At 64.6% G+C, this 20,239-nt stretch carries 23 protein-coding genes; 3 read left to right on the top strand and 20 right to left on the bottom strand.

What is annotated here, in order from left to right:
- The first annotated feature begins 315 nt into the window (after positions 1 to 315).
- Positions 316 to 1,971, top strand: a complete 1,656-nt coding sequence (locus HMPREF2914_RS25325) for an electron transfer flavoprotein-ubiquinone oxidoreductase (RefSeq protein WP_003091109.1) — start codon at positions 316 to 318, stop codon at positions 1,969 to 1,971.
- A gap of 48 nt (positions 1,972 to 2,019) precedes the next feature.
- Here the strand turns inward: HMPREF2914_RS25325 and HMPREF2914_RS25320 are convergent, their stop codons facing one another.
- From HMPREF2914_RS25320 to HMPREF2914_RS25305, 4 genes are all read right to left on the bottom strand, one after another.
- On the bottom strand, positions 2,020 to 2,589 hold the full coding sequence (locus HMPREF2914_RS25320; RefSeq protein ID WP_003138614.1) for a DUF1285 domain-containing protein: 570 nt from the start codon (positions 2,587 to 2,589) through the stop codon (positions 2,020 to 2,022).
- Positions 2,582 to 3,214: a DUF4823 domain-containing protein gene (locus tag HMPREF2914_RS25315; RefSeq protein WP_003091112.1), complete on the bottom strand. Its 633-nt coding sequence runs from the start codon at positions 3,212 to 3,214 to the stop codon at positions 2,582 to 2,584. The genes HMPREF2914_RS25320 and HMPREF2914_RS25315 overlap by 8 nt, the downstream gene beginning before the upstream one ends.
- A 64-nt stretch (positions 3,215 to 3,278) precedes the next feature.
- Positions 3,279 to 4,175, bottom strand: a complete 897-nt coding sequence (locus HMPREF2914_RS25310; protein ID WP_003091113.1) for a radical SAM protein — start codon at positions 4,173 to 4,175, stop codon at positions 3,279 to 3,281.
- Between the two features lie 166 nt (positions 4,176 to 4,341).
- Positions 4,342 to 4,980 (bottom strand): TetR/AcrR family transcriptional regulator, encoded by a 639-nt coding sequence (locus HMPREF2914_RS25305; RefSeq protein WP_023091594.1) that lies wholly within the window; start codon positions 4,978 to 4,980, stop codon positions 4,342 to 4,344.
- A gap of 85 nt (positions 4,981 to 5,065) precedes the next feature.
- Between HMPREF2914_RS25305 and HMPREF2914_RS25300 the strand changes: the two genes are divergently transcribed.
- Positions 5,066 to 6,199, top strand: coding sequence for an aminotransferase class V-fold PLP-dependent enzyme (locus tag HMPREF2914_RS25300; protein ID WP_003110201.1), 1,134 nt, complete (start codon positions 5,066 to 5,068; stop codon positions 6,197 to 6,199).
- Between the two features lie 225 nt (positions 6,200 to 6,424).
- Here the strand turns inward: HMPREF2914_RS25300 and HMPREF2914_RS25295 are convergent, their stop codons facing one another.
- The 13 genes from HMPREF2914_RS25295 to HMPREF2914_RS25235 form a co-directional block, all read right to left on the bottom strand.
- Entirely contained in the window at positions 6,425 to 7,201 is a 777-nt protein-coding gene (locus HMPREF2914_RS25295) for a TatD family hydrolase (protein WP_003091117.1), read from the bottom strand.
- A 14-nt stretch (positions 7,202 to 7,215) separates the two neighbouring features.
- The gene (locus tag HMPREF2914_RS25290; protein ID WP_003091119.1) at positions 7,216 to 7,572 is read right to left on the bottom strand and encodes a PilZ domain-containing protein; all 357 of its coding nucleotides are present in this window, start codon (positions 7,570 to 7,572) and stop codon (positions 7,216 to 7,218) included.
- A 33-nt stretch (positions 7,573 to 7,605) separates the two neighbouring features.
- The gene (locus HMPREF2914_RS25285) at positions 7,606 to 8,592 is read right to left on the bottom strand and encodes a DNA polymerase III subunit delta' (protein ID WP_003110200.1); all 987 of its coding nucleotides are present in this window, start codon (positions 8,590 to 8,592) and stop codon (positions 7,606 to 7,608) included.
- Complete coding sequence (gene tmk, locus HMPREF2914_RS25280) at positions 8,585 to 9,217, bottom strand: dTMP kinase (protein ID WP_003122486.1); 633 nt, start codon at positions 9,215 to 9,217, stop codon at positions 8,585 to 8,587. Before tmk ends, HMPREF2914_RS25285 begins: the two co-directional genes overlap by 8 nt.
- 28 nt (positions 9,218 to 9,245) lie before the next feature.
- Positions 9,246 to 10,295 (bottom strand): endolytic transglycosylase MltG, encoded by a 1,050-nt coding sequence (gene mltG / locus HMPREF2914_RS25275; RefSeq protein ID WP_003130717.1) that lies wholly within the window; start codon positions 10,293 to 10,295, stop codon positions 9,246 to 9,248.
- Positions 10,296 to 10,300: 5 nt separating this feature from the next.
- Complete coding sequence (gene pabC, locus HMPREF2914_RS25270) at positions 10,301 to 11,116, bottom strand: aminodeoxychorismate lyase (RefSeq protein WP_003110198.1); 816 nt, start codon at positions 11,114 to 11,116, stop codon at positions 10,301 to 10,303.
- Positions 11,116 to 12,360, bottom strand: coding sequence for a beta-ketoacyl-ACP synthase II (gene fabF / locus HMPREF2914_RS25265; protein WP_003104132.1), 1,245 nt, complete (start codon positions 12,358 to 12,360; stop codon positions 11,116 to 11,118). The genes pabC and fabF overlap by 1 nt, the downstream gene beginning before the upstream one ends.
- Positions 12,361 to 12,488: 128 nt before the next feature.
- The gene (gene acpP / locus HMPREF2914_RS25260; protein WP_003091135.1) at positions 12,489 to 12,725 is read right to left on the bottom strand and encodes an acyl carrier protein; all 237 of its coding nucleotides are present in this window, start codon (positions 12,723 to 12,725) and stop codon (positions 12,489 to 12,491) included.
- 195 nt (positions 12,726 to 12,920) lie between these two features.
- On the bottom strand, positions 12,921 to 13,664 hold the full coding sequence (fabG, locus tag HMPREF2914_RS25255; protein ID WP_003091137.1) for a 3-oxoacyl-ACP reductase FabG: 744 nt from the start codon (positions 13,662 to 13,664) through the stop codon (positions 12,921 to 12,923).
- 22 nt (positions 13,665 to 13,686) lie between these two features.
- Positions 13,687 to 14,625, bottom strand: a complete 939-nt coding sequence (gene fabD, locus HMPREF2914_RS25250; RefSeq protein WP_003104134.1) for an ACP S-malonyltransferase — start codon at positions 14,623 to 14,625, stop codon at positions 13,687 to 13,689.
- Between the two features lie 105 nt (positions 14,626 to 14,730).
- On the bottom strand, positions 14,731 to 15,741 hold the full coding sequence (plsX, locus tag HMPREF2914_RS25245) for a phosphate acyltransferase PlsX (protein WP_071537900.1): 1,011 nt from the start codon (positions 15,739 to 15,741) through the stop codon (positions 14,731 to 14,733).
- Positions 15,742 to 15,744: 3 nt separating this feature from the next.
- Positions 15,745 to 15,927 carry a 50S ribosomal protein L32 gene (rpmF, locus tag HMPREF2914_RS25240; RefSeq protein WP_003091143.1) on the bottom strand — a complete coding sequence of 61 codons (183 nt, stop codon included), beginning with the start codon at positions 15,925 to 15,927 and terminating at the stop codon, positions 15,745 to 15,747.
- A gap of 13 nt (positions 15,928 to 15,940) precedes the next feature.
- Entirely contained in the window at positions 15,941 to 16,477 is a 537-nt protein-coding gene (locus tag HMPREF2914_RS25235) for a YceD family protein (RefSeq protein WP_003091144.1), read from the bottom strand.
- Between the two features lie 109 nt (positions 16,478 to 16,586).
- Between HMPREF2914_RS25235 and HMPREF2914_RS25230 the strand changes: the two genes are divergently transcribed.
- A complete protein-coding gene (locus HMPREF2914_RS25230) occupies positions 16,587 to 17,165 on the top strand; it encodes a Maf family protein (protein WP_003130701.1) in 579 nt (192 codons plus the stop codon).
- 82 nt (positions 17,166 to 17,247) lie between these two features.
- On the opposite strand, the gene sppA is transcribed toward HMPREF2914_RS25230, so the two are convergent.
- Genes sppA through rluC form a run of 3 tightly spaced genes read right to left on the bottom strand, consistent with a single transcriptional unit; the run spans position 17,248 to position 19,862 of the window.
- A complete protein-coding gene (gene sppA, locus HMPREF2914_RS25225; protein WP_003091146.1) occupies positions 17,248 to 18,228 on the bottom strand; it encodes a signal peptide peptidase SppA in 981 nt (326 codons plus the stop codon).
- Positions 18,221 to 18,913, bottom strand: a complete 693-nt coding sequence (locus HMPREF2914_RS25220) for an HAD-IA family hydrolase (RefSeq protein WP_003130699.1) — start codon at positions 18,911 to 18,913, stop codon at positions 18,221 to 18,223. The genes sppA and HMPREF2914_RS25220 overlap by 8 nt, the downstream gene beginning before the upstream one ends.
- Positions 18,906 to 19,862 (bottom strand): 23S rRNA pseudouridine(955/2504/2580) synthase RluC, encoded by a 957-nt coding sequence (gene rluC, locus HMPREF2914_RS25215; protein ID WP_003104143.1) that lies wholly within the window; start codon positions 19,860 to 19,862, stop codon positions 18,906 to 18,908. The genes HMPREF2914_RS25220 and rluC overlap by 8 nt, the downstream gene beginning before the upstream one ends.
- Positions 19,863 to 20,239 lie beyond the last annotated feature (377 nt).

Genomic DNA, 20,239 nt, shown 5'->3' with positions numbered 1-20,239 from the left:
CCTCGTTATTCTCCGGTGAATAAGGATGTCGCCAGACAGGCCTGGCCGGTGATGCTCGCCGGCCGGAAACCGACACTCTGCTAGACAGCGACCGCAAAACCGCCCGTATCTTGACCGGATCACCCTTTTCGGTCAATACGGCAAAAGGGTGGTTTCCCCCCCTCGAATGCCGATTCTATCAGGCTTCCAAAGAATTCAAACAAACGTTTGTATTGGACCTGCCCATGCAGCTATATATAATGCGCCCGCTCTGATCAGGGAAAGATCTCAGCCACCAATAAACAGATACCGTGAGCCTTGAGTAGGAGATCGATAGTGGAACGCGAATACATGGAATTCGACGTCGTCATCGTCGGCGCCGGCCCCGCCGGTCTGTCCGCCGCATGCCGACTGAAGCAGAAGGCCGCCGAAGCCGGTCAAGAGATCAGCGTCTGCGTGGTCGAGAAGGGTTCCGAAGTGGGCGCCCACATCCTCTCCGGCGCGGTGTTCGAGCCGCGCGCGCTGAACGAGCTGTTCCCCGACTGGAAGGAACTCGGCGCGCCGCTCAATACTCCGGTGACCGGCGACGACATCTACGTCCTGAAGAGCGCCGAGAGCGCTACCAAGGTGCCCAACTTCTTCGTGCCCAAGACCATGCACAACGAGGGCAACTATATCATCTCCCTGGGCAACCTCTGCCGCTGGCTGGCCCAGCAGGCCGAAGGGCTGGGCGTGGAGATCTACCCGGGCTTCGCCGCCCAGGAAGCGCTGATCGACGAGAACGGCGTGGTCCGCGGCATCGTCACCGGCGACCTCGGCGTCGACCGCGAAGGCAACCCGAAAGAAGGCTACTACACCCCCGGCATGGAGCTGCGGGCCAAGTACACCCTGTTCGCCGAAGGCTGCCGCGGGCACATCGGCAAGCAACTGATCAAGAAATACAACCTGGACAGCGAGGCCGATGCCCAGCACTACGGTATCGGCATCAAGGAAATCTGGGACATCGACCCGTCCAAGCACAAGCCCGGCCTGGTGGTCCATACCGCCGGCTGGCCGCTGAACGACGAAAATACCGGCGGCTCGTTCCTCTACCACCTGGAGAACAACCAGGTGTTCGTCGGCCTGATCATCGACCTGTCCTACAGCAACCCGCACCTGTCGCCGTTCGACGAGTTCCAGCGCTACAAGCACCACCCGGTGGTCAAGCAGTACCTGGAAGGCGGCAAGCGCGTGGCCTACGGCGCCCGGGCCATCTGCAAGGGCGGCCTGAATTCGCTGCCGAAGATGGTCTTCCCCGGCGGCGCGCTGATCGGTTGCGACCTCGGCACCCTGAACTTCGCCAAGATCAAGGGCAGCCACACCGCGATGAAGTCCGGCATGCTCGCCGCCGACGCGATCGCCGAGGCCCTGGCCGCTGGCCGCGAAGGCGGCGACGAGCTGTCCAACTACGTCGATGCGTTCAAGGCCAGCTGGTTGTACGACGAACTGTTCCGCAGCCGCAACTTCGGCGCGGCCATCCACAAGTTCGGCGCTATCGGCGGCGGCGCGTTCAACTTCATCGACCAGAACATCTTCGGCGGCAAGATCCCCGTCACCCTGCATGACGACAAGCCGGACTACGCCTGCCTGAAGAAGGCCAGCGAAGCGCCGAAGATCGACTACCCGAAGCCGGACGGCAAGCTCAGCTTCGACAAGCTGTCCTCGGTGTTCCTCTCCAATACCAACCACGAGGAAGACCAGCCGATCCACCTCAAGCTGGCCGATGCGAGCATTCCGATCGAGAAGAACCTGCCGCTCTACGACGAGCCGGCCCAGCGCTACTGCCCGGCAGGCGTGTACGAAGTGGTGGCCAACGACGACGGCAGCAAGCGCTTCCAGATCAACGCGCAGAACTGCGTGCACTGCAAGACCTGCGACATCAAGGACCCGGCGCAGAACATCACCTGGGTGGCGCCGGAAGGTACCGGCGGGCCGAACTACCCCAACATGTAAGGCAAACGAAAAAGGCTCCCTCGGGAGCCTTTTTTCATGCTGCGCCTGTCAGTCCGGCTGCGGGCCGATGGGAAAGAACTCGCCGTGGCTCCAGACGCCGAGCCATTCGATGCCGTCGATCCGGCGCGGCACCGCCAGCTCGACCAGCTGGTAGAACACGTTGCGATGCACCAGCGCCTCGAGGTTGTCGCGCACCCGCAGGTAGGGCGTGGGTTCCTGGGTGCGGGGGTCGATCTCGACGCGCAGCGGATGCCCGGCGTCCGCCTCGACCTCGTCCTCGACGTTGGTGGCGAAGCGCAGTACCTGCGCCCCGCCCTCGCCCTGCACCTGCAGGGTCACCGCGACGAAGGGCGCATCGTCGACGCGGATACCGACCTTTTCCACCGGAGTCACCAGGAAATAGTCGTCGCCGTCGCGGCGAATGATGCTGGAGAACAGCTTCACCATCGGCTTGCGTCCGATCGGCGTGCCCAGGTAGAACCAGGTGCCGTCGCGGGCGATGCGCATGTCGATGTCGCCGCAGAACGGCGGATTCCACAGGTGCACGGGCGGCAGGCCCTTCTTTTCGCCCCTGGGGATCTGCGCCAGCAGGTCGTTGGCCTTGCCGGTATCACTCATAGCCTGTTCCTCGACTGTTCAGGCCCAGCAATTCCTGGGCGTATTGCTCCAGCGGGGGACGCAGCAGGTCTTCCGGGGTGGCGTCGTAGAACGTCAGGAAACCGCCGCGGCTGCGGATGGTCGCGCTGTCCACCAGGAAACGGGTGCTGGTCTCGATCAGCATGACCTGGATGACACTGCGATCGCGCCCGACCCGGCCGAGTTCCTCTTCGTCTTCCCACTCCTCCCAGTTGCCGATCCTGTTGTCGCCCCGGGCGAAACGGCAGTACAGCAGGTAGTGGGCGCCGGCGGCACGCGCCTCGCGCATCGCGTCGTCCAGGCCGAGCGGCGCCTTGGCGCGGCGCACCAGCGGGAAATACTCGACGAAACCTTCGAAGGCCTGCTCGGCCACCACGTTCGGCCGCGCGTACCGGTAGCCCGGCGGCACGAACGGGCCCTGGCCGATGTAGATGAAGGAGTCGGCCTGGATCCGCCGGTTGTTGCTGCGCTGGCTGGCGCTGTGATCGAGCACCCCGGCGTCGCGCAGGTAGTAGTCGGCGCCGTCGGCCAGGTCGCTGGGCTTCATGCAGGCGGACAGGCTGCCCAGGAGGAGCATCGCCAGGGCGATACGGAACAGGTGCAACATCGGTCATCTCCCCTGCCGGCGTCGGAAAACCGGCGAATGACGAGCCGATGCAGCTTCCGCGCCATCACAGGCCACGCTGCCACTCCTGGCGCAGGGCAGCGTGCTGCGGCTGCTCGATGGCCTGGCGGACCTCGGCCAGCAGGCGCGCCTTGTCGGCACCCAGCTCGCCCTTGAGCACCAGATAGTTGGAAGCGTGGTCGCTGCGAAATACCGTGTCTTCGAGCTCCAATCCCTGCAACAGGCGTTCGACCTCGACGAACAGGGCACGCCGATCCAGCGCCTCGAAATCGGCGAAGCCAGCACGGAAACGCTGCTCGCCGGTAGGGAAACTCACCACCAGGGTCGACAGGTACTCCGGCTGGGCGGCGTTCATCAGGCGCGCGGAGTTGTCCGCGTGCTGCGCGCTCAGGGTCATTCCGCCCAGACCGTTGAGGATCATCACCGAACGACTGATCCCCGCCTCGCCAAGCTTTTCCAGCGCATCCAGGGTAGAGGAATAGGTCTCGCCCTTGTTGACCCGCGCCAGCACTTCGTCGTCGCCGGACTCGGCGCCGACATAGGCCATTCGCAGCCCGGCGTCGGCCAGTTCGCGCAACTCGTCGACCGACTTCCTGCGCAGGTTGCGCGGCAGGCAGTAACTGGATACCCGCTCCACCTCCGGCAAGTGCTCGCGAATCGCCTGCAGCACCGCGAGCAGCCGGCGGGTCGGCAATACCAGGGCGTCGCCATCGGCGAGAAACACCCGCTTGACGATCAGGCGCTCGCCGCAGCGGCGGATCTCCTCCAGTACCTCGTTCTCGTCGCGGGCGCGAAATTTCTTTTGCGGCTGGGTATACATCTCGCAAAAGCCGCATTTGTTCCAGGAACAGCCATTGGTCACCGGGAGGATCAGCGAATGCGCCTCGCTCGGGGGCCGGAACACCGGTTCGATGTAGTGGATGGGGAATTCACGGACACTCATCGGAGAACTCCTGAACGAACGTGGAGCCGCCAGCGGGCCGGTGCCGCCGGCGGATTCGCCGGAAATGGGCAGCCGACGTCCCGCCGGCGGATCGATGGGCGACGAGTATATCCCTGCCGGCAAAGAGTGCGCGGGGCGCAGTGACTGCGTCCCGGCACCACAGGCATCAGACGCTGGGAGCGTCGCCTTCGCGCTTGCGCTTGTTGCCCATGCGCACGCCGATATCCATCAGGAAGTGGAAGAAACCTTCCTGGTCTTCCAGCACCTCGCGCCAGAACGGCGAGTGGTACAGCGCCACGGCGCCATGCACCAACGCCCAGGCAGCGCAATAATGGAAGTACGGCGGAACGTTCTCCAGCTTGCCGTCGGCGATACGCTCCTTGATCAGTTGGGTCAGGCGTTCGAAGTTGGAGGCGCGGATCTTGTGCAGCTCCTCGACCATCTCCGGCACCTGGCTGGTCTTCACCACCTTCTCTTCCAGGCGGTCGAACAGGCGGTAGCGCTGCGGATCGCGCATGCGGAACTCGAAGTAGGCGCGCGACAGGGCTTCCTTGTCGCGGGCTACGTCTTCGGAATGGAACAGGGCGGCGAGATCGCGCTCGTAGTCCAGCATCAGGCGCAGGTAGATCTCCGCCTTGGACTTGAAGTGCTTGTAGATCGTGCCTTTGCCGATGCCGACGGCATCCGCGATCATCTCGACCGTTACGCTGTCTTCCCCCTGTTCGAGGAACAGCTTGAGGGCGGTATCGAGAATCTCCTGTTCACGGCGACGAAATTCACGAACTTTGCGAGGCTCTTTCTGCATAAAAAGACTGTCAGGTCAAAATGAGTCAAAAATCGAAGCCGCGTATTATGCCTATTCAGCACGAAAATGCACGGAACATCCGACGATGAATTGTTACCAGGACGAATTCGACCAGACCAACGGTCTGCGCTACCTCAACCACGCAGCGGTCGCACCCTGGCCTAGACGCGCCGCCGACGCGGTGAGCGCCTTCGCCCGGGAGAACGTCGCCCACGGCGCCAGCGACTATCCGGAATGGCTGAAGATAGAACATCGCCTGCGCGAGCGCCTTGCCCGACTGCTCAATGCGCGCGCCGGCAGCGACCTCGCACTGGTCAAGAACACCTCCGAGGCGCTTTCCTTCGTAGCCTTCGGCCTGGATTGGCGAGAGGGCGACCAGGTCGTCATCGGCAACGAGGAGTTCCCCTCCAATAGAGTGGTCTGGGAAGCCTTGCGCCCGCGCGGCGTCGAAGTGGTCGAGGTCAGTCTCGCCGGCGACGACCCCGAGGGCGCCCTGCTCGCCGCCTGCGGCCCACGCACCCGCCTGCTGTCGATCAGCGCGGTGCAGTACGCCAGCGGCCTGCGCCTTGACCTGGAGCGCATCGGCACGGGATGTCGCCGCCGCGGCGTGCTGTTCTGCATCGACGCGATCCAGCAGCTCGGCGCCCTGCCCTTCGACGTACAGGCCTACGATTGTGCCTTCGCCATGGCCGATGGGCACAAGTGGATGCTCGGCCCCGAAGGGCTGGGCGTCTTCTATTGCCATCCCGAGCAGCGCGAGCGCCTGGCGCTGCACGAATATGGCTGGCACATGCTGGAACATGCCCTCGATTACGAGCGTCGCGACTGGCGGCCGGCGCGCAGCGCCCGGCGCTTCGAATGCGGCAGCCCGAACATGCTCGGCGCGATGGCCCTGGAGGCCAGCCTGGGGCTGTTGGAGGAGGTCGGCATGGAGCGGGTCGGCAGAGACATCGCCGAGCGTGTCCAGTGGCTACAGGACGGTCTGTCGGGAATTCCCGGGGTACGCCTGCACAGTCCGCGGAACCCGAGCCGACGCGCGGGCATCCTCACCTTCAGCCTGGACGGCCAGGACAGCCGGACACTCTTCGAAACGCTTCGCCAGGAGCGGGTCATTTGCGCCCAGCGTGGCGGAGGTATCCGTTTTTCCCCGCACTTCTACACGAGTTCGACGGTGATCGACGACACTCTGGCGATCTTGCGCCAGGTCGCAGGCACCTAGGTGCTCAAGGACGGCGAGGGTATTCCAAATCTGTTTAAAAAACCGCCAGCCCTGTCTGGACGCCCCACGAACATGACCAATACTGAAAGGTACTGGCGCGCGGTATCTCCCCCCAAGTACCCAGCCAGTGAAGGTACCGAGGAATGCGTACCTTTGTTCCACTCCTAATGGTCTTGACCCGGATTCATCCCCCAGAACCCGGGTTTTTTTTATCCATGCGCCGGCCTAGCGGGCCAACGGAAACAGCCGATGGAAATTGGCGGTAGTCTGCTCCGCCAGGGTTTCCAGGCTGACGCCACGCAACGTCGCGAGGAATTCGGCGACATCGCGCACGTATTCCGGCAGGTTCGGCTTGCCGCGATGGGGAATCGGCGCCAGGTAGGGCGAGTCGGTCTCCACCAGCAGCCGGTCGGCCGGTACCTGGCGAGCCACCTCGCGCAGGGCATCGGCATTGCGGAAGGTGACGATGCCGGACAGGGAAATGTAGAAGCCCAGGTCCAGCGCCGATCGCGCCATCTCCCAGTCCTCGGTGAAGCAATGCAGCACGCCGGCCTGCGGCAACGCCGCCTCGCGCAGCAGCGCCAGCGTATCGGCGCGCGCCTCGCGGGTGTGCACGATCACTGGCTTGGCGGTGATCCGCGCGGCTTCCAGGTGCAGGCGAAACGCCTCCTGCTGCAACTCGGCGGCTTCCGGTTCGTAGTGGTAGTCGAGGCCGGTCTCGCCGATCGCCACCACCCGCGGATGCGCCAGTTCGCCTAGCAGCCAGTCCAGCGCTGGCGCGCTTCCGGGCTCCAGGTCCAGCGGGTGCACGCCGACCGAACAGTGCACGTCGGCATAGCGCTCGGCCAGGGCCTTCACCGCCTGGGCATTGTCGGCGCTGACGCCGATGCAGAGGAATTGACCGACGCCACGCGCTCGCGCGGCATCCAGCGCCGCATCGAGCGAGCCGCCATGGGCGGCCAGGTCGAGGCGATCGAGGTGGCAGTGGGAATCGACCAGCATGATCCTGTCTAGCGTTACATCGTGTGGGTCGGCCGGTCCGACTTCAGCGCCCCGGCCAGGTAGGTTTCGATCTTGTTGCGGGCGGTGTTGTCACCGTCGTTGAACTGCACGCCGATGCCCGCCGCACGGTTGCCCTGAGCGCCCTTCGGGGTGATCCAGACGACCTTGCCGGCCACCGGGATCTTCTCCGGCTCTTCCATCAGGTTGAGCAGCATGAAGACCTCGTCGCCAAGCTTGTAGTTCTTGTTGGTGGGAATGAACAGCCCGCCGTTCCTGATGAACGGCATGTAGGCGGCGTAAAGCACGGACTTGTCCTTGATGGTCAAGGACAGGATGCCGTTACGCGGCCCCAGATTGGGTGGCAAACTCATGCAGGTTCCTGCCAGTCGAATATCAGCGGGATTCTAGCCCGGCCCGGGCAGGCTTGCCCACTGCACCAGCAGGGCTTCGAGAAGCAGGACACGGTTGAGGTTGGCCTTGTTCAACACTTTCTGCCGCTGTTGCAGCAGCCAGTCCTGCATGGCCAGCACCTTGGCCTGCCCGGACTTGTCGCCCAGGTACTGGATCACCTTGCGCATGTCGGCCAGCCCCAGCCCCTCCTCGTCGCGGGTCAACTGGTAGCGCAGGATGCCCAGCGTCCAGTCGCAGAACCAGTCGAACAGCAATGGCAGCGGCACGCTGTTCCAGCTTTCGGCCAGTGGGCTGGCGGCGATCTGCTGCTTGAGCAGCTTCTTCACCCCCTCGACCACCTGCGCGCGCTGCTCGCGCACACCCTGGCCGTGCAGGCGCTGGGCGGTGAGCGGCGAGCCGCCGGAAAGCGCCAACAGTTCCTCCAGGGCCTCGGCCGGCTCGTCGGGCAGGGCCCGCGCCAGCCATTCCAGACTCGCCGCCGCGCCCGGCAAAGGGCAGGCCTGCTGCACGCAGCGGCTCTTGATGGTCGGCAACAGGCGGCTGGGCTGGTGGCTGATCAGCAGCAGCACGGTATCGCCCGAGGGCTCTTCGAGGCTTTTCAACAGGGCGTTGGCGGCGTTCACGTTCATCGCCTCGGCGGGCTCGAGCAACACGACCTTGCGCCCGCCCAGTTGCGCGGTCTGCACCACGAAGCCAACCAGGTCGCGGACCTGGTCGACCCGGATCGGTTTCTCCGCTTCCTCCGGCTCCAGCACGAAGTAGTCCGGATGGGTACCGGCGGCCAGCAACTGGCAGGCCTTGCACTCGCCGCATGCGCCAGCGGCGGCGGGCCGCTGGCAGAGCAGCTGGGCGGCCCAATGCTCGGCTAGGGCGCGCTTGCCGATCCCTGCGGGACCGTAAAGCAGATAGGCGTGGGCGTGCTGGGCGCGGCCGCCCAGTTGGCTCCAGAGCGCCTGCTGCCAGGGATAGATATCAGCCATTCAGACGCTCCAGCAGATTCGGCAGCAGCCGATCCAGGCCAGCCTGCACCTCGGCCAGCGGCAACCCGGCGTCGAGCACCTGGTAACGCTCCGGGGCCTGCGCGGCGCGCTGCAGGTAGGTCTGACGCACGGCCTCGAAGAAGCGTCGGTCCTCCTGCTCGAAACGGTCGAGCCGGCCACGCGCCGCCGCCCGCGCCAGGCCGATTTCCACCGGCAGGTCGAAGACCAGCGTGAGGTCGGGCCGCAGGTCGCCCTGGACGAAGCTTTCCAGCGCGGCGATGCGCGCCTCCGGCAAGCCGCGCCCGCCGCCCTGGTAGGCATAGGTGGCATCGGTGAAGCGATCGCAGAGCACCACGGCCCCGCGCGCCAGTGCCGGACGGATGACCCCGGCGATATGCTGGGCCCGCGCGGCGAACATCAGCAACAGCTCGGTATCGGCGGCCATCGGCTCGTCGCTGGGCGCCAGCAGCAGCTCACGGATGCGCTCGGCGAGAGGCGTGCCGCCAGGCTCGCGGGTCAACTGCACCTCGATGCCGCGCTCGCGCAGGCGCTCGGCCAGGTAGTCGCGGTTGGTGCTCTTGCCGGCCCCTTCCGGGCCCTCCAGGGTGACGAACAGGCCGGTCACACGGCACTCCTTATCTTGACTGCGCCGCTCATTGTGGCGGCGGGGTGATGGGCGCGGGGCTGGAGCGATAGTCCGAGCGACGCTTCAACTGATACTCGCGGACCGCCTTGTTGTGTTCGTCCAGGCTGCTGGAGAACACATGGCTGCCATCGCCGCGCGCCACGAAATACAGGGTCTCGCCCTCGGCCGGATGCAGCGCGGCGCGAATCGCCTCGCGCCCGGCCAGGGCGATCGGGGTCGGCGGCATGCCCGGCACCACATAGGTATTGTAAGGGGTCGGTTCGCGCAGGTCGGCGCGGGTGATCTTGCCGTTGTAGCGCTCGCCCATGCCATAGATCACCGTCGGATCGGTCTGCAACAGCATGCCGCGCTGCAGGCGGCGGACGAAGACGCCGGCGATCTGCGAACGCTCTTCCGGCACGCCGGTTTCCTTTTCCACCAGCGAGGCCATGATCAGCGCCTGGTAGGCGTCGCGATAAGGCAGATCCTGGCTGCGGCCATCCCATTCCTTGGCGAGGATGGTCTGCATGCGCTGGTAGGCCTTGCGCAGTATGTCGATGTCGCGCATGCCACGGGTGTAGCGGTAGGTATCGGGGAAGAAGCGCCCTTCGGCCACTTCGTCGGGCTTGCCGAGGCGTTGCATGATCTCGCCGTCGCTCAGGCCGGCCAGGGTCTGCTCCAGCTTGCCCTGCCTGGCGAGCGCTTCGCGCACCTGGCGGAAACTCCAGCCCTCGACCAGGGTCAGGCTGTACTGCACCACCTCGCCTTCACGCCAGAGTTCCAGCAGGTCGGCGCCCGTCATCCCCGGCAAGAGGCGGTATTCACCGCTGTGCAGGGCCTGGCCCGGCAGGTTGAAACGCCAGTAGAGGCGCAGCCAGAACGCGCCATGGAGCACCTCTTCCTGCTCCAGACGCGCGAGCATGCCGCCCGGCGTGGAGCCCGAGGAAACGTCCAGCAGGCGCTCCTCGGTCAATTGCAGGGGCTGCTCCAGCGCCCGCTGCTGCTGCCATGCAGCCAGGCCGACGCAGAGGCCAACGAACAACAGGCCACTCTCCAGCAGCACCAGCAGTTTGCGCATCAAAGTCAGAAATCCAGGTCGTCGCGAAGTTGGTCTTGCAGTTTACGGGTCAGCTCGCCGACCGGCCAGACGTGCTCGTCCAATGCCCGGACCGGCCAGATGCCGAACTGGCTGTTGCACAGAAAGACCTCGTCGGCCGTCGCCAGTTCAGCCATGGAAACATCCCGTATCGCCAGCGGGACGCCGATTCCTTCGGCGCGCTCGAGCAATTCCGCGCGCATCACTCCCGCGACGCCGCAGCGCCGCAGGTCAGGCGCCACGAGGGTGCCGTCGAGAACCAGCAGCAGGTTGCTGAACACCCCCTCCACCACCCGCTCGTGCACGTCCAGCATGAGCCCTTCGGCATGCCCGGCGTCGCTCCACTCGGCACGGGCGAGGACCTGCTCCAGGCGATTGAGGTGCTTGAGGCCGGCCAGCAGGGGCTGCTCGGCCAGGCGCGTACGGCAGGCGAACAGGCGCACGCCTTGCTGCCAGTGGCGCTCGGGATAGGCCGGACGCGGCGATCCGGAGAGGATTCGCCGCGGCGAGGCCTCGGCAGGCGGCGCGTAGCCACGCAAACCCTCGCCGCGGGTGACGATCAGCTTGGCGACACCGTCGCCCAGCGCCGCGCAGAACGCCAGCAACTCCTGGCGCAACGCTGCGGCGTCGAGAGGGATCGCCAGGCGTCGACACCCCTCTTCCAGGCGCGCCAGGTGGCGTTCCAGGAGACGCGGCGTGCCGGCGCGCACCGCCAGGGTCTCGAACAGCCCGTCGCCATAGGCCAGTCCGCGATCGCGCACGGACAGCTCGGCGGCGGGCCGGCCGTCGACCCAGTCCAGCATCAGTCGGCGAACCTGCGGAACACCAGGGTGCCGTTGGTCCCGCCGAAACCGAACGAGTTCGACAGGGCCACGTCGATCTTGCGCGGCTTGGCTTCGTGGGCCACCAGGTCGAGGTCGCAACCTTCGTCCGGGTTGTCCAGGTTGATGGTCGGCGGGGCGACCTGGTCGCGCAGGGCCAGCACGCTGAAGATCGCCTCCACCGCACCGGCGGCACCCAACAGGTGGCCGGTCATCGACTTGGTCGAACTCATCGACAGCGCATGGGCATGCTCGCCGAACACGCTCTTCACCGCGGCGATCTCGGCGATGTCGCCGGCCGGGGTGGAGGTGCCATGGGCGTTGATGTAATCGACCTGCCGAGGATCCAGGCCGGCATCGCGCAGCGCGTTCTTCATGCAGCGGGCGGCACCGGCGCCGTCTTCCGGCGGCGCGGTCATGTGGAAAGCGTCGCCGCTCATGCCGAAGCCAACCAGCTCGGCATAGATCCGCGCGCCGCGGGCACGGGCGTGCTCCAGTTCTTCGAGCACCAGGGCGCCGGAACCGTCGGACAGGACGAAGCCGTCGCGATCCCGGTCCCACGGACGGCTGGCACGGGTCGGCTCGTCGTTGCGAGTGGAGAGCGCGCGAGCCGCGCCGAAACCGCCCAGGCCGAGACCGCAGGCAGCCATTTCGGAACCGCCGGCGACCATCACGTCGGCCTCGCCATAGGCGATGTTGCGAGCAGCCATGCCGATGCTGTGGGTACCGGTGGTGCAGGCGGTGGTGAGGGCGTAGTTGGGCCCCTGCAGACCCAGGTGGATCGACAGGAAGCCGGAAACCATGTTGATGATCGAACCGGGCACGAAGAACGGCGAGATGCGCCGCGGCCCCTGCTCGAACAGGGATCGGCAGTTGTTCTCGATATTGGTCAGGCCGCCGATACCGGAACCCATGGATACGCCGATACGCTCACGATTGGCGTCGGTGACCTCCAGGCCGGAATCGCGAACGGCCTGGAAGCTGGCGGCGAGACCGTACTGGATGAACAGGTCGAGCTTGCGGGCTTCCTTGGCGGACAGGTATTCCTCGACATTGAAACCCTTGACCGAACCACCGAAGCGGGTGGAATAGGCGGACAGGTCCATATGCTCGATCGGGGCGATCCCGCTGCGACCGGCGAGAATACCTTCCCAACTGCTCGGGACATCCAGGCCCAGCGGCGACAGCATGCCCATGCCAGTAATGACGACGCGTCTACGCGACACTACGACTTCCTCTTTCTCATTTCACGGGGTTGCGCCGACAGACTACCAGAGTAGGTAAGGCGCTAAAGAAAAGCCGCACGCCCTTACAGGCTGTGCGGCTTTTCCACGTCGGAAAATCCGACGACTACTTATTGCTGGTGAGCAACGATGTAGTCGATGGCTTCCTGAACGGTGGTGATCTTTTCAGCTTTCTCGTCAGGGATTTCGGTCTCGAATTCCTCTTCCAGAGCCATCACCAGCTCGACGGTGTCAAGGGAGTCGGCGCCCAGGTCTTCGACGAAGGAAGCGCTGTTGGTGACTTCTTCTTCCTTCACGCCGAGTTGTTCAGCGACGATCTTCTTAACGCGTTCTTCGATGGTGCTCATACCTTGTTTTCACTCCTATGGAAAATCCGAGCAGCTGGGCTGCGGGTAAGTGTATAGAAAGGGTTTTCTGCTTTTCAAGCTGAACGCCTCACCTTCCCACGGCCACTTCGATAATTCTATCTAATAACCCGGCTGCAATTCCGCAACGAATTCTAGACAGCGCTTATGACAGACCCGAGAAAGGTAACGTCACATTCAGCTCATGTACATCCCACCATTGACCGGCACGGTGGCCCCGGTCACATAGGCTGCGCCGTCCGAAGCGAGGAAGCCGACCACCTTGGCGATCTCTTCCGCCTGCCCCAGGCGACCCAGCGGAATCTGGCCCAGCAGCGCTTCGCGCTGGGCTTCCGGCAGCTCGCGGGTCATGTCGGTGTCGATGAAGCCCGGCGCCACCGCATTCACGGTAATGGCACGCGAACCGACTTCCCGGGCCAGCGCACGGGTGAAGCCCTCCAGGCCGGCCTTCGCCGCGGCATAGTTGGTTTGCCCGGCATTGCCCATGGCGCCGACCACGGAACCGATGTTGATGATGCGCCCCCAGCGGGCCTTGGTCATACCGCGCAGAACGGCTTTCGACAGACGGTAGAGACTGTTCAGGTTGGTGTTGACCACATCGAACCACTCGTCGTCTTTCATGCGCACCAGCAGATTATCGCGGGTGATGCCGGCGTTATTGACCACGATCAGCGGTTGGCCGAGATGCTGCTGGATGTGCTCCAGGGTCGCGGCTACGGATTCGTCGCTGGAAACGTCCAGGACCAGGCCCGCACCCTCGACGCCATTGGCCTTGAGGGTTTCGGCGATCTTCTCGGCGCCGGACGCGCTGGTCGCGGTGCCGATGACCACGGCACCCAGGCGCCCCAGTTCCAGCGCAATCGCCTGGCCGATGCCACGGCTGGCGCCGGTTACCAATGCGACCTTACCTTGCAGACTCATGGGATTCTCTCCTTTCTCTCTCTCAGGCCAGGGCGGCGCGCGTGGCGGCGAACGCCTCGACGCCATCCAGGCCATGGGTATTGATGCCCTTCGCGCAGCGCCTGTTGAGGCCTGCCAGGACCTTGCCCGGCCCGCACTCGACCAGCTCGGTGACGCCCTTTTCCGCCAGCAGCTGGATGCTCTCCACCCAGCGAACCGGGCTGTACAGCTGTGCCAGCAGGTCGCGGCGCAGCGTATCGAGATCAGCCGGCACGGCGGCGCTGACGTTCTGCACCAGCGCAATCTTCGGCGCCTGCCACTGCAGGCTTTCGACCGAGGCGGCGAACTGCTCGGCGGCCGGACGCATCAGTTCGCAATGCGACGGCACGCTGACTGGCAGCGCCACCGCGCGCTTGGCGCCGCGTGCCTTGCATGCCTCGATGGCACGTTCAACGGCAGCCGCGGCACCGGCGATCACTACCTGCCCCGGCGCGTTGAAGTTGACCGCGCTGACCACCTCGCCCTGGGCCGCCTCGGCACAGGCCGCCAATACATCGGCGTCTTCCAGGCCAAGGATCGCGGCCATGCCGCCCTGCCCCGCCGGAACCGCCTGCTGCATCAGTTGGCCCCTACGCTCGACCAGCTTGACCGCATCGGCGAACGCCAGGCTTTCGGCCGCGACCAGCGCGGAATATTCGCCCAGGCTGTGCCCGGCGACGAACGCCGGGCGCGCACCGCCCTCGGCCAGCCAGAGGCGCCAGAGCGCGATCGAAACCGTGAGGATGGCCGGCTGGGTCTTGTCGGTCTGGTTCAGGTGCTCTTCAGGACCATTCTGGACCAGCGCCCAAAGGTCGTAACCGAGCGCCTCGGAGGCCTCGGCGAAGGTATCGCGCACCAGCGCCTGCTGGGCGCCCAGCTCGGCCAGCATGCCGAGGGATTGCGAACCCTGGCCGGGGAAGACGAATGCGAGGGATGCAGACATTGAATAGGTCCCTTGTGGTCTTTTGCTCGTCGGAGATAACGCGCCAGCCGCGACTGGCGCAGGAAACTGAGTGTTGGATGGCTGCCTGGACCGCCCGGTCACACATTAGAGCAGCAGATGCTCGAGACGGCCATGCAATCGTTGCGGCAGGTTTTCCCGGACTTCCAGTGCCGCGCGACGCAAGGCGCTCTGGAAACCCTCCTCGGCGGCAGACCCATGGCTTTTCACCACTATCCCCTGCAATCCGAGGAAACTGGCGCCGTTATAGCGTGCCGGAGCGATATCGCCGCGCAGCTGGCGCAGCAGCGGCAACGCCAGCGCACCGACCAGCTTCGCCGCCAGTCCATCGCGGAAGCGCTGTTCGATCCGCGCCGACACCATGGCAGCCAGGCCTTCGCTGGCTTTCAGCAGGATGTTGCCGACGAAACCGTCGCAGACCACCACGTCGGCCTCGCCGCGATACAGGCCATCGCCCTCTATATATCCGCTGAAATTCAACCCCTGCGCCTTCTGCAACAGACTCGCCGCCAGCTTGACCTGCTGGTTGCCCTTGATCTCCTCGGTCCCCACGTTGAGCAGGGCGACCCGGGGCGAGACGCAGCCCAAGGCCTCTGCCGCCACCGCGCCCATCACCGCGAACTGATAGAGATGCTCGGCACTGCAATCCACGTTGGCGCCGAGGTCGAGCAGATGACAATGCCCCTTCTCGGTCGGAACCGCCGTCACCATCGCAGGGCGGTCGATACCGGGCAGGGTCTTCAGCAGGTGCCGCGACAGCGCCATCAACGCCCCGGTATTGCCGGCGCTGACACACGCGTGCGCCCGGCCGTCGCGGACCAGCTCCAGCGCCACGCGCATGGAAGCGTCCGGCTTGCCACGCAAGGCCTGGGAGGGACGTTCGTCTGAACCTATCACTTCGCTGGCCGCATGCACGCGCAGGCGCTGCCGGTCGAGCGACGGATAGCGGGAAAGGAGTTCTTCGAGGAGTGCAGGCTGACCGACGAGGATCAGTTGCGAAGAGGAATTCTCGGCCAGGAAGGCAATAGAGGCCGGAACAACGCAGTGGGGACCGAAGTCCCCACCCATTGCATCAATCGCGATGATTGGTGCGGACAAGGATTACTCGTCGGAGCCCTTGTCTACTACCTTACGGCCGCGATAGAAGCCGTCCGGGGATACGTGGTGGCGCAGGTGGACTTCACCTGTGCTCTTTTCCACGGACAGAGCATTGGACTCGAGCGCATCGTGGGAACGACGCATGTCACGAGCGGAACGAGACTTTTTGTTCTGCTGAACAGCCATGATTGATTAACTCCTAAACGTTTGGGTCACGCTTCAACTGTGCCAGTACGCTGAACGGATTAGGACGCTTGTCCTCGACTTCGCTCGACTCCGGCTCGTCTTCGACGACGAATCCAGCCGGGTGCTGACATACTTCGGGGTCATGGGCCGGAACGATGGGTAAGGCGAGCAACAGCTCGTCCTCGACCAGCGCCAGCAGGTCCAGGGGTTCCTCCCCCACTTCCAGCGCATCGTACCCCTTCGGCAGACCGTCGGCGGACTGACCTTCCCGAAGAATGGCGTAGGTATATTCGCCATGCACGGGAATGGCCGCCGCATCCAGGCAGCGTTGGCATACCATGCTCACCTCGGTATCGAGCTGCATATGCATGACCGCCAGCTTCTGGTGGTCGCGCTCGAAGGAAACCTTCACGCGCACCTCACCGGCATCGCTGGTCAGTTGCTCGCATACACGCGGCATATCGGCGAGCGCGTACACACCCTCGAGGGTGGCGCCGCGGTCGACCAACTTGCGCGGATCGATATGAGGTGGAATCGGCCCATTCAACATAAGCGCGCCATTATAGGGACGCCCCCGCGCCTGTCAAAGGAAATTAGCCATAAACCGCTGTAAGGACGAGTCTTTTCGTTAAAATCGGCCGCTCGCCATGGAGAACCTCATGCCCGACCTGATCCTCGCCTCCAGCTCCCCCTACCGACGCGAACTCCTGACCCGCCTGCGCCTTCCCTTCGAAAGCGCCAGCCCCGATATCGACGAAAGCCATCGCCCCGGGGAAAGTGCCGAGGAACTGGTGCGCCGCCTTTCCGCCAGCAAGGCCGAAGCGCTGGCCGGACGCTATCCGCAACACCTGGTGATCGGCTCCGACCAGGTCGCCGTACTCGACGGCGACATCCTCGGCAAGCCGCACACCCCCGAACGCGCCATCCAGCAGCTACGGGACGCCAGCGGCAAGAGCGTGACCTTCCTCACCGGACTGGCCCTCCTCAACAGCGCCAGCCGGCGCATCCAGGTGGCATGCGTGCCGTTCACCGTGCACTTCCGCCACCTCGACGAGAGCCGCATCCGCCGCTACATCGAAGCGGAACGCCCATTGGACTGCGCCGGCAGCTTCAAGGCGGAAGGCCTAGGCGTCAGCCTGTTCCGCGCCACCGAAGGAGAGGACGCCACCAGCCTGGTAGGGCTGCCCCTGATCCGCCTGGTCGACATGCTCCTCGAGGAAGGCGTCGAAATCCCCTGAGCCGGCATTCCCATATCCGGCATTCCCATATAAAGAAGCCCGGCTTCGGCCGGGCTTCTTTATATAAGGAAGGGAAACGCTCTCAGCGCAATACCGGGCCCTGCCAGCCCATCCACAGCGCGAGGCGCTCCGCCACACTGGCACCGAACTTCTTGGCGAAGCGATCGAAAGGCGACTCCTGCACGGTGTAATCCTCGATCTTCTTCTCCTTCACCACTTCGCGCGCCACATAGCTGGCATTGCCCAGACCGTCGATCAAACCGAGCTGCAATGCCTGTTCGCCGGACCAGACCAGACCCGAGAACAGCTCCGGATGCCCCTCGACCTTGAGCCGGTCGCCGCGCCCTTTTTTCACGCTGTCGATGAACTGCTTGTGGGTAGTATCCAGCACCTGCTGCCAGAACTGAGTCTCCTCGGGCTTTTGCGGCTGGAAAGGATCGAGGAACGACTTGTGCTCGCCGGAGGTATAGACGCGTCGCTCGACACCGAGCTTCTCCATGGTGCCGACGAAACCGAAGCTGGCCGCCGTCACGCCGATGGAACCGACCAGACTGGCCTTGTCAGCGTAGATCTGGTCGGCGGCGCTGGCGATGTAGTAGGCGCCGGAGGCACCCAGGTCGCTGATCACCGCATAGACCTTGACGTTCGGGTGCTCGCCGCGCAGGCGACGAATCTCGTCATAGATATAGCCCGACTGCACCGGACTGCCGCCCGGACTGTTGATCCGCAGGACGATCCCCTTGGTCCCCTCATCCTTGAACGCCGCGCGCAGGGCCGTGACGATATTGTCGGCGCTGGCCGGCTCATCGTCGGCGATCATGCCCTTCACCTCGATCAGTGCCGTGTGGCTACCGCTGCGCGAGGCCGATTTCTCCAGGCTGCCGAACGGACTGAAGGCCAGCAGCACGACAAAGAGATAGATGAAGGTCAGCGACTTGAAGAATATCCCCCAGCGCCGCGCCCGCCGCTGCTCCTGGACCCCGGCGAGAACCGCCTTCTCCAGCAGCTTCCAGCTCTTGTCGTCATTCGCCTTCGGCGTTTCCGACTTCCACTCGTCAGACATGCTCAACCACTCCTGAAACCGCCTCACGTCGAGCACCGCCCAACCAGGCGCGCAACTCGGTGAAATGCTCAACTTCCAGCCGCGGCGCATAAGGCCGCAACTGCTCCAGCGATTGGGCGCCATAGGCCACCGCAACCGAATCCATCCCCGCCCGTCGCGCCATTTCCAGGTCGAACGGCGAATCACCGATCATCAGCGCCCGCCCCGGCTCGACCCGGCAGTGCGCCAGGATCTCGTGGAGCATCAACGGGTCCGGCTTGCTGGCCGTTTCGTCGGCGCAGCGGGTGATATCGAAGAAATCGCTCCAGCCATGCCCCGCCAGCACCCGGTCCAGGCCGCGCCGACTCTTGCCGGTGGCGACCGCCAGGCGGAACCCTGCCTCGCGAAAATGCACCATGGCTTCGGCCACGCCGGGGAACAACCGCGACGGCTGCACCTCCTGCGCCAGGTAATGCTCGCTGTAGGCACGCCGGAAACGCTCGACCAGAGCAGGATCGCCAACCTCCGGATAGAGCGAAGCGATCGCCTCGGGCAAGCCGAGGCCGATGATGCCCTTGATCCGGGTATCGTCCCGCTCCGGCAGAGCGGTTTCCCGCGCCGCTGCCTTCATCGAATCGACGATGCGCGCGATCGAGTCGACCAGGGTGCCGTCCCAATCGAATACCAGCAACGCGTAATCAGTCATTCAAACGCTCCAGCGAACGCTGCCACATCTCGTCCACCGGCGCCTCCAGCTCCAGCACCTGCCCGTCGGGCAGCGGCACGCGCAACTGCGCGGCATGCAGGAACAGGCGCTTGCCGCCCAGCTCGCGGATCTCGCGGGAGAAATCCTCGTCGCCATACTTCGGGTCGCCGGCGATGGCATGCCCGGCGTGCTTGGCATGCACGCGGATCTGGTGGGTCCGCCCGGTGATCGGGCGCGCTTCCACCAGGGTGGCGAAATCGCCGAAGCGACGCAGCACCCGGAACTCGGTCAGCGCGTCCTTGCCCTCGACGTTCACCTCGACCATCCGCTCGCCCGAGCGCAGGTTGTTCTTCAGCAGCGGCGCGCGCACGTTCTTCTTGCCAGCCGGCCAGTGGCCACGGACCAGGGCGTGATAGCGCTTGTCGACGATCTTCTCGCCCCGCAGGGCCTCATGCAGGTGACGCAACATGCTGCGCTTCTTGGCGATCATCAGCAGACCGGAGGTATCGCGATCGAGACGATGCACCAATTCGATATCCTTGGCATCGGGGCGCAACTGGCGAAACACCTCGATGACCCCGGCGCTCACGCCGCTGCCGCCATGCACGGCGATCCCGGCGGGCTTGTTGACCACGATCAGCGCCTTGTCCTCGTAGACGATCGCCGCCTCCATCCGCTCCAGCAGCCCCTGCGCCAGCGGCGCCGGCTCATCACGCTCGGCCAGGCGCAGCGGCGGCACGCGCACCTGGTCTCCGGCCTGGAGCCGATAGTCGGGCTTGATCCGCCCCTTGTTCACGCGCACTTCGCCCTTACGCAGGATGCGATAGATCAGGGTCTTGGGCGCACCCTTGAGACGGGCGATAAGGAAATTGTCGATACGTTGACCAGCCAGTTCCGGCGGCACATCGAGCAGCTGGACACCGGTGGTCGGAGAGGCGGGAGTAGTCATCCGTACATCATAACAATTTTTCATTCAATTGAAGCACTTAATCATTGCTGCTATAGTCGGGAAGCCGCCATAAGCGGCCTGGCCTGCGGATGATTGCCAACCTGCATTTCCCCCTCGCCTGCAAACACTTTGAACGGACGTCAGGCCGTCCTACAGAGGCGTTTCAGCGGAAATACGAAAATTTCCAACCCGCTAACGACTCGAAACCAAAGCCTTGAAACATGAGCCGCGACCACTTCGGTGAGCGCGAGATGCCAACCCGCTCCGGATACTGCGAGCGGCGCCCGATTCTTAAGGAACATGTGTAGGGTGGAGATGTACGGCTGTTGGACTGCGTAGCTTCTAGCTTGATCCAGACGCATTTTTCGTCCGCCTCC

This window comes from Pseudomonas sp. HMSC067G02 (genome assembly GCF_001813485.1).
Taxonomy (GTDB): domain Bacteria; phylum Pseudomonadota; class Gammaproteobacteria; order Pseudomonadales; family Pseudomonadaceae; genus Pseudomonas; species Pseudomonas aeruginosa.
The sequence above is the reverse complement of the archived record's forward strand: the minus strand, read 5'-3'. Positions and strand labels throughout refer to the sequence as shown.

Bases quoted from the DNA above. Each gene is read 5' to 3' on its own strand.
- HMPREF2914_RS25320 (WP_003138614.1), bottom strand. From the start codon at position 2,589: ATGAGTGATACCGGCAAGGCCAACGACCTGCTGGCGCAGATCCCCAGG.
- HMPREF2914_RS25315 (WP_003091112.1), bottom strand. From the start codon at position 3,214: ATGTTGCACCTGTTCCGTATCGCCCTGGCGATGCTCCTCCTGGGCAGC.
- HMPREF2914_RS25220 (WP_003130699.1), bottom strand. From the start codon at position 18,913: ATGACTGATTACGCGTTGCTGGTATTCGATTGGGACGGCACCCTGGTC.
- rluC (WP_003104143.1), bottom strand. From the start codon at position 19,862: ATGACTACTCCCGCCTCTCCGACCACCGGTGTCCAGCTGCTCGATGTG.
- pabC (WP_003110198.1), bottom strand. From the start codon at position 11,116: ATGCTGGACTGGGTCGACGGCCGGCCCGCCGCCGAGCTGTCCGTGCGC.
- fabG (WP_003091137.1), bottom strand. From the start codon at position 13,664: ATGAGTCTGCAAGGTAAGGTCGCATTGGTAACCGGCGCCAGCCGTGGC.
- HMPREF2914_RS25285 (WP_003110200.1), bottom strand. From the start codon at position 8,592: ATGGCTGATATCTATCCCTGGCAGCAGGCGCTCTGGAGCCAACTGGGC.
- HMPREF2914_RS25230 (WP_003130701.1), top strand. From the start codon at position 16,587: ATGCCCGACCTGATCCTCGCCTCCAGCTCCCCCTACCGACGCGAACTC.
- HMPREF2914_RS25290 (WP_003091119.1), bottom strand. From the start codon at position 7,572: ATGAGTTTGCCACCCAATCTGGGGCCGCGTAACGGCATCCTGTCCTTG.
- acpP (WP_003091135.1), bottom strand. From the start codon at position 12,725: ATGAGCACCATCGAAGAACGCGTTAAGAAGATCGTCGCTGAACAACTC.
- fabD (WP_003104134.1), bottom strand. From the start codon at position 14,625: ATGTCTGCATCCCTCGCATTCGTCTTCCCCGGCCAGGGTTCGCAATCC.
- mltG (WP_003130717.1), bottom strand. From the start codon at position 10,295: ATGCGCAAACTGCTGGTGCTGCTGGAGAGTGGCCTGTTGTTCGTTGGC.
- HMPREF2914_RS25235 (WP_003091144.1), bottom strand. From the start codon at position 16,477: ATGTTGAATGGGCCGATTCCACCTCATATCGATCCGCGCAAGTTGGTC.
- HMPREF2914_RS25295 (WP_003091117.1), bottom strand. From the start codon at position 7,201: ATGCTGGTCGATTCCCACTGCCACCTCGATCGCCTCGACCTGGCCGCC.
- sppA (WP_003091146.1), bottom strand. From the start codon at position 18,228: ATGTCTGACGAGTGGAAGTCGGAAACGCCGAAGGCGAATGACGACAAG.
- rpmF (WP_003091143.1), bottom strand. From the start codon at position 15,927: ATGGCTGTTCAGCAGAACAAAAAGTCTCGTTCCGCTCGTGACATGCGT.
- HMPREF2914_RS25310 (WP_003091113.1), bottom strand. From the start codon at position 4,175: ATGAGTGTCCGTGAATTCCCCATCCACTACATCGAACCGGTGTTCCGG.
- HMPREF2914_RS25300 (WP_003110201.1), top strand. From the start codon at position 5,066: ATGAATTGTTACCAGGACGAATTCGACCAGACCAACGGTCTGCGCTAC.
- HMPREF2914_RS25305 (WP_023091594.1), bottom strand. From the start codon at position 4,980: ATGCAGAAAGAGCCTCGCAAAGTTCGTGAATTTCGTCGCCGTGAACAG.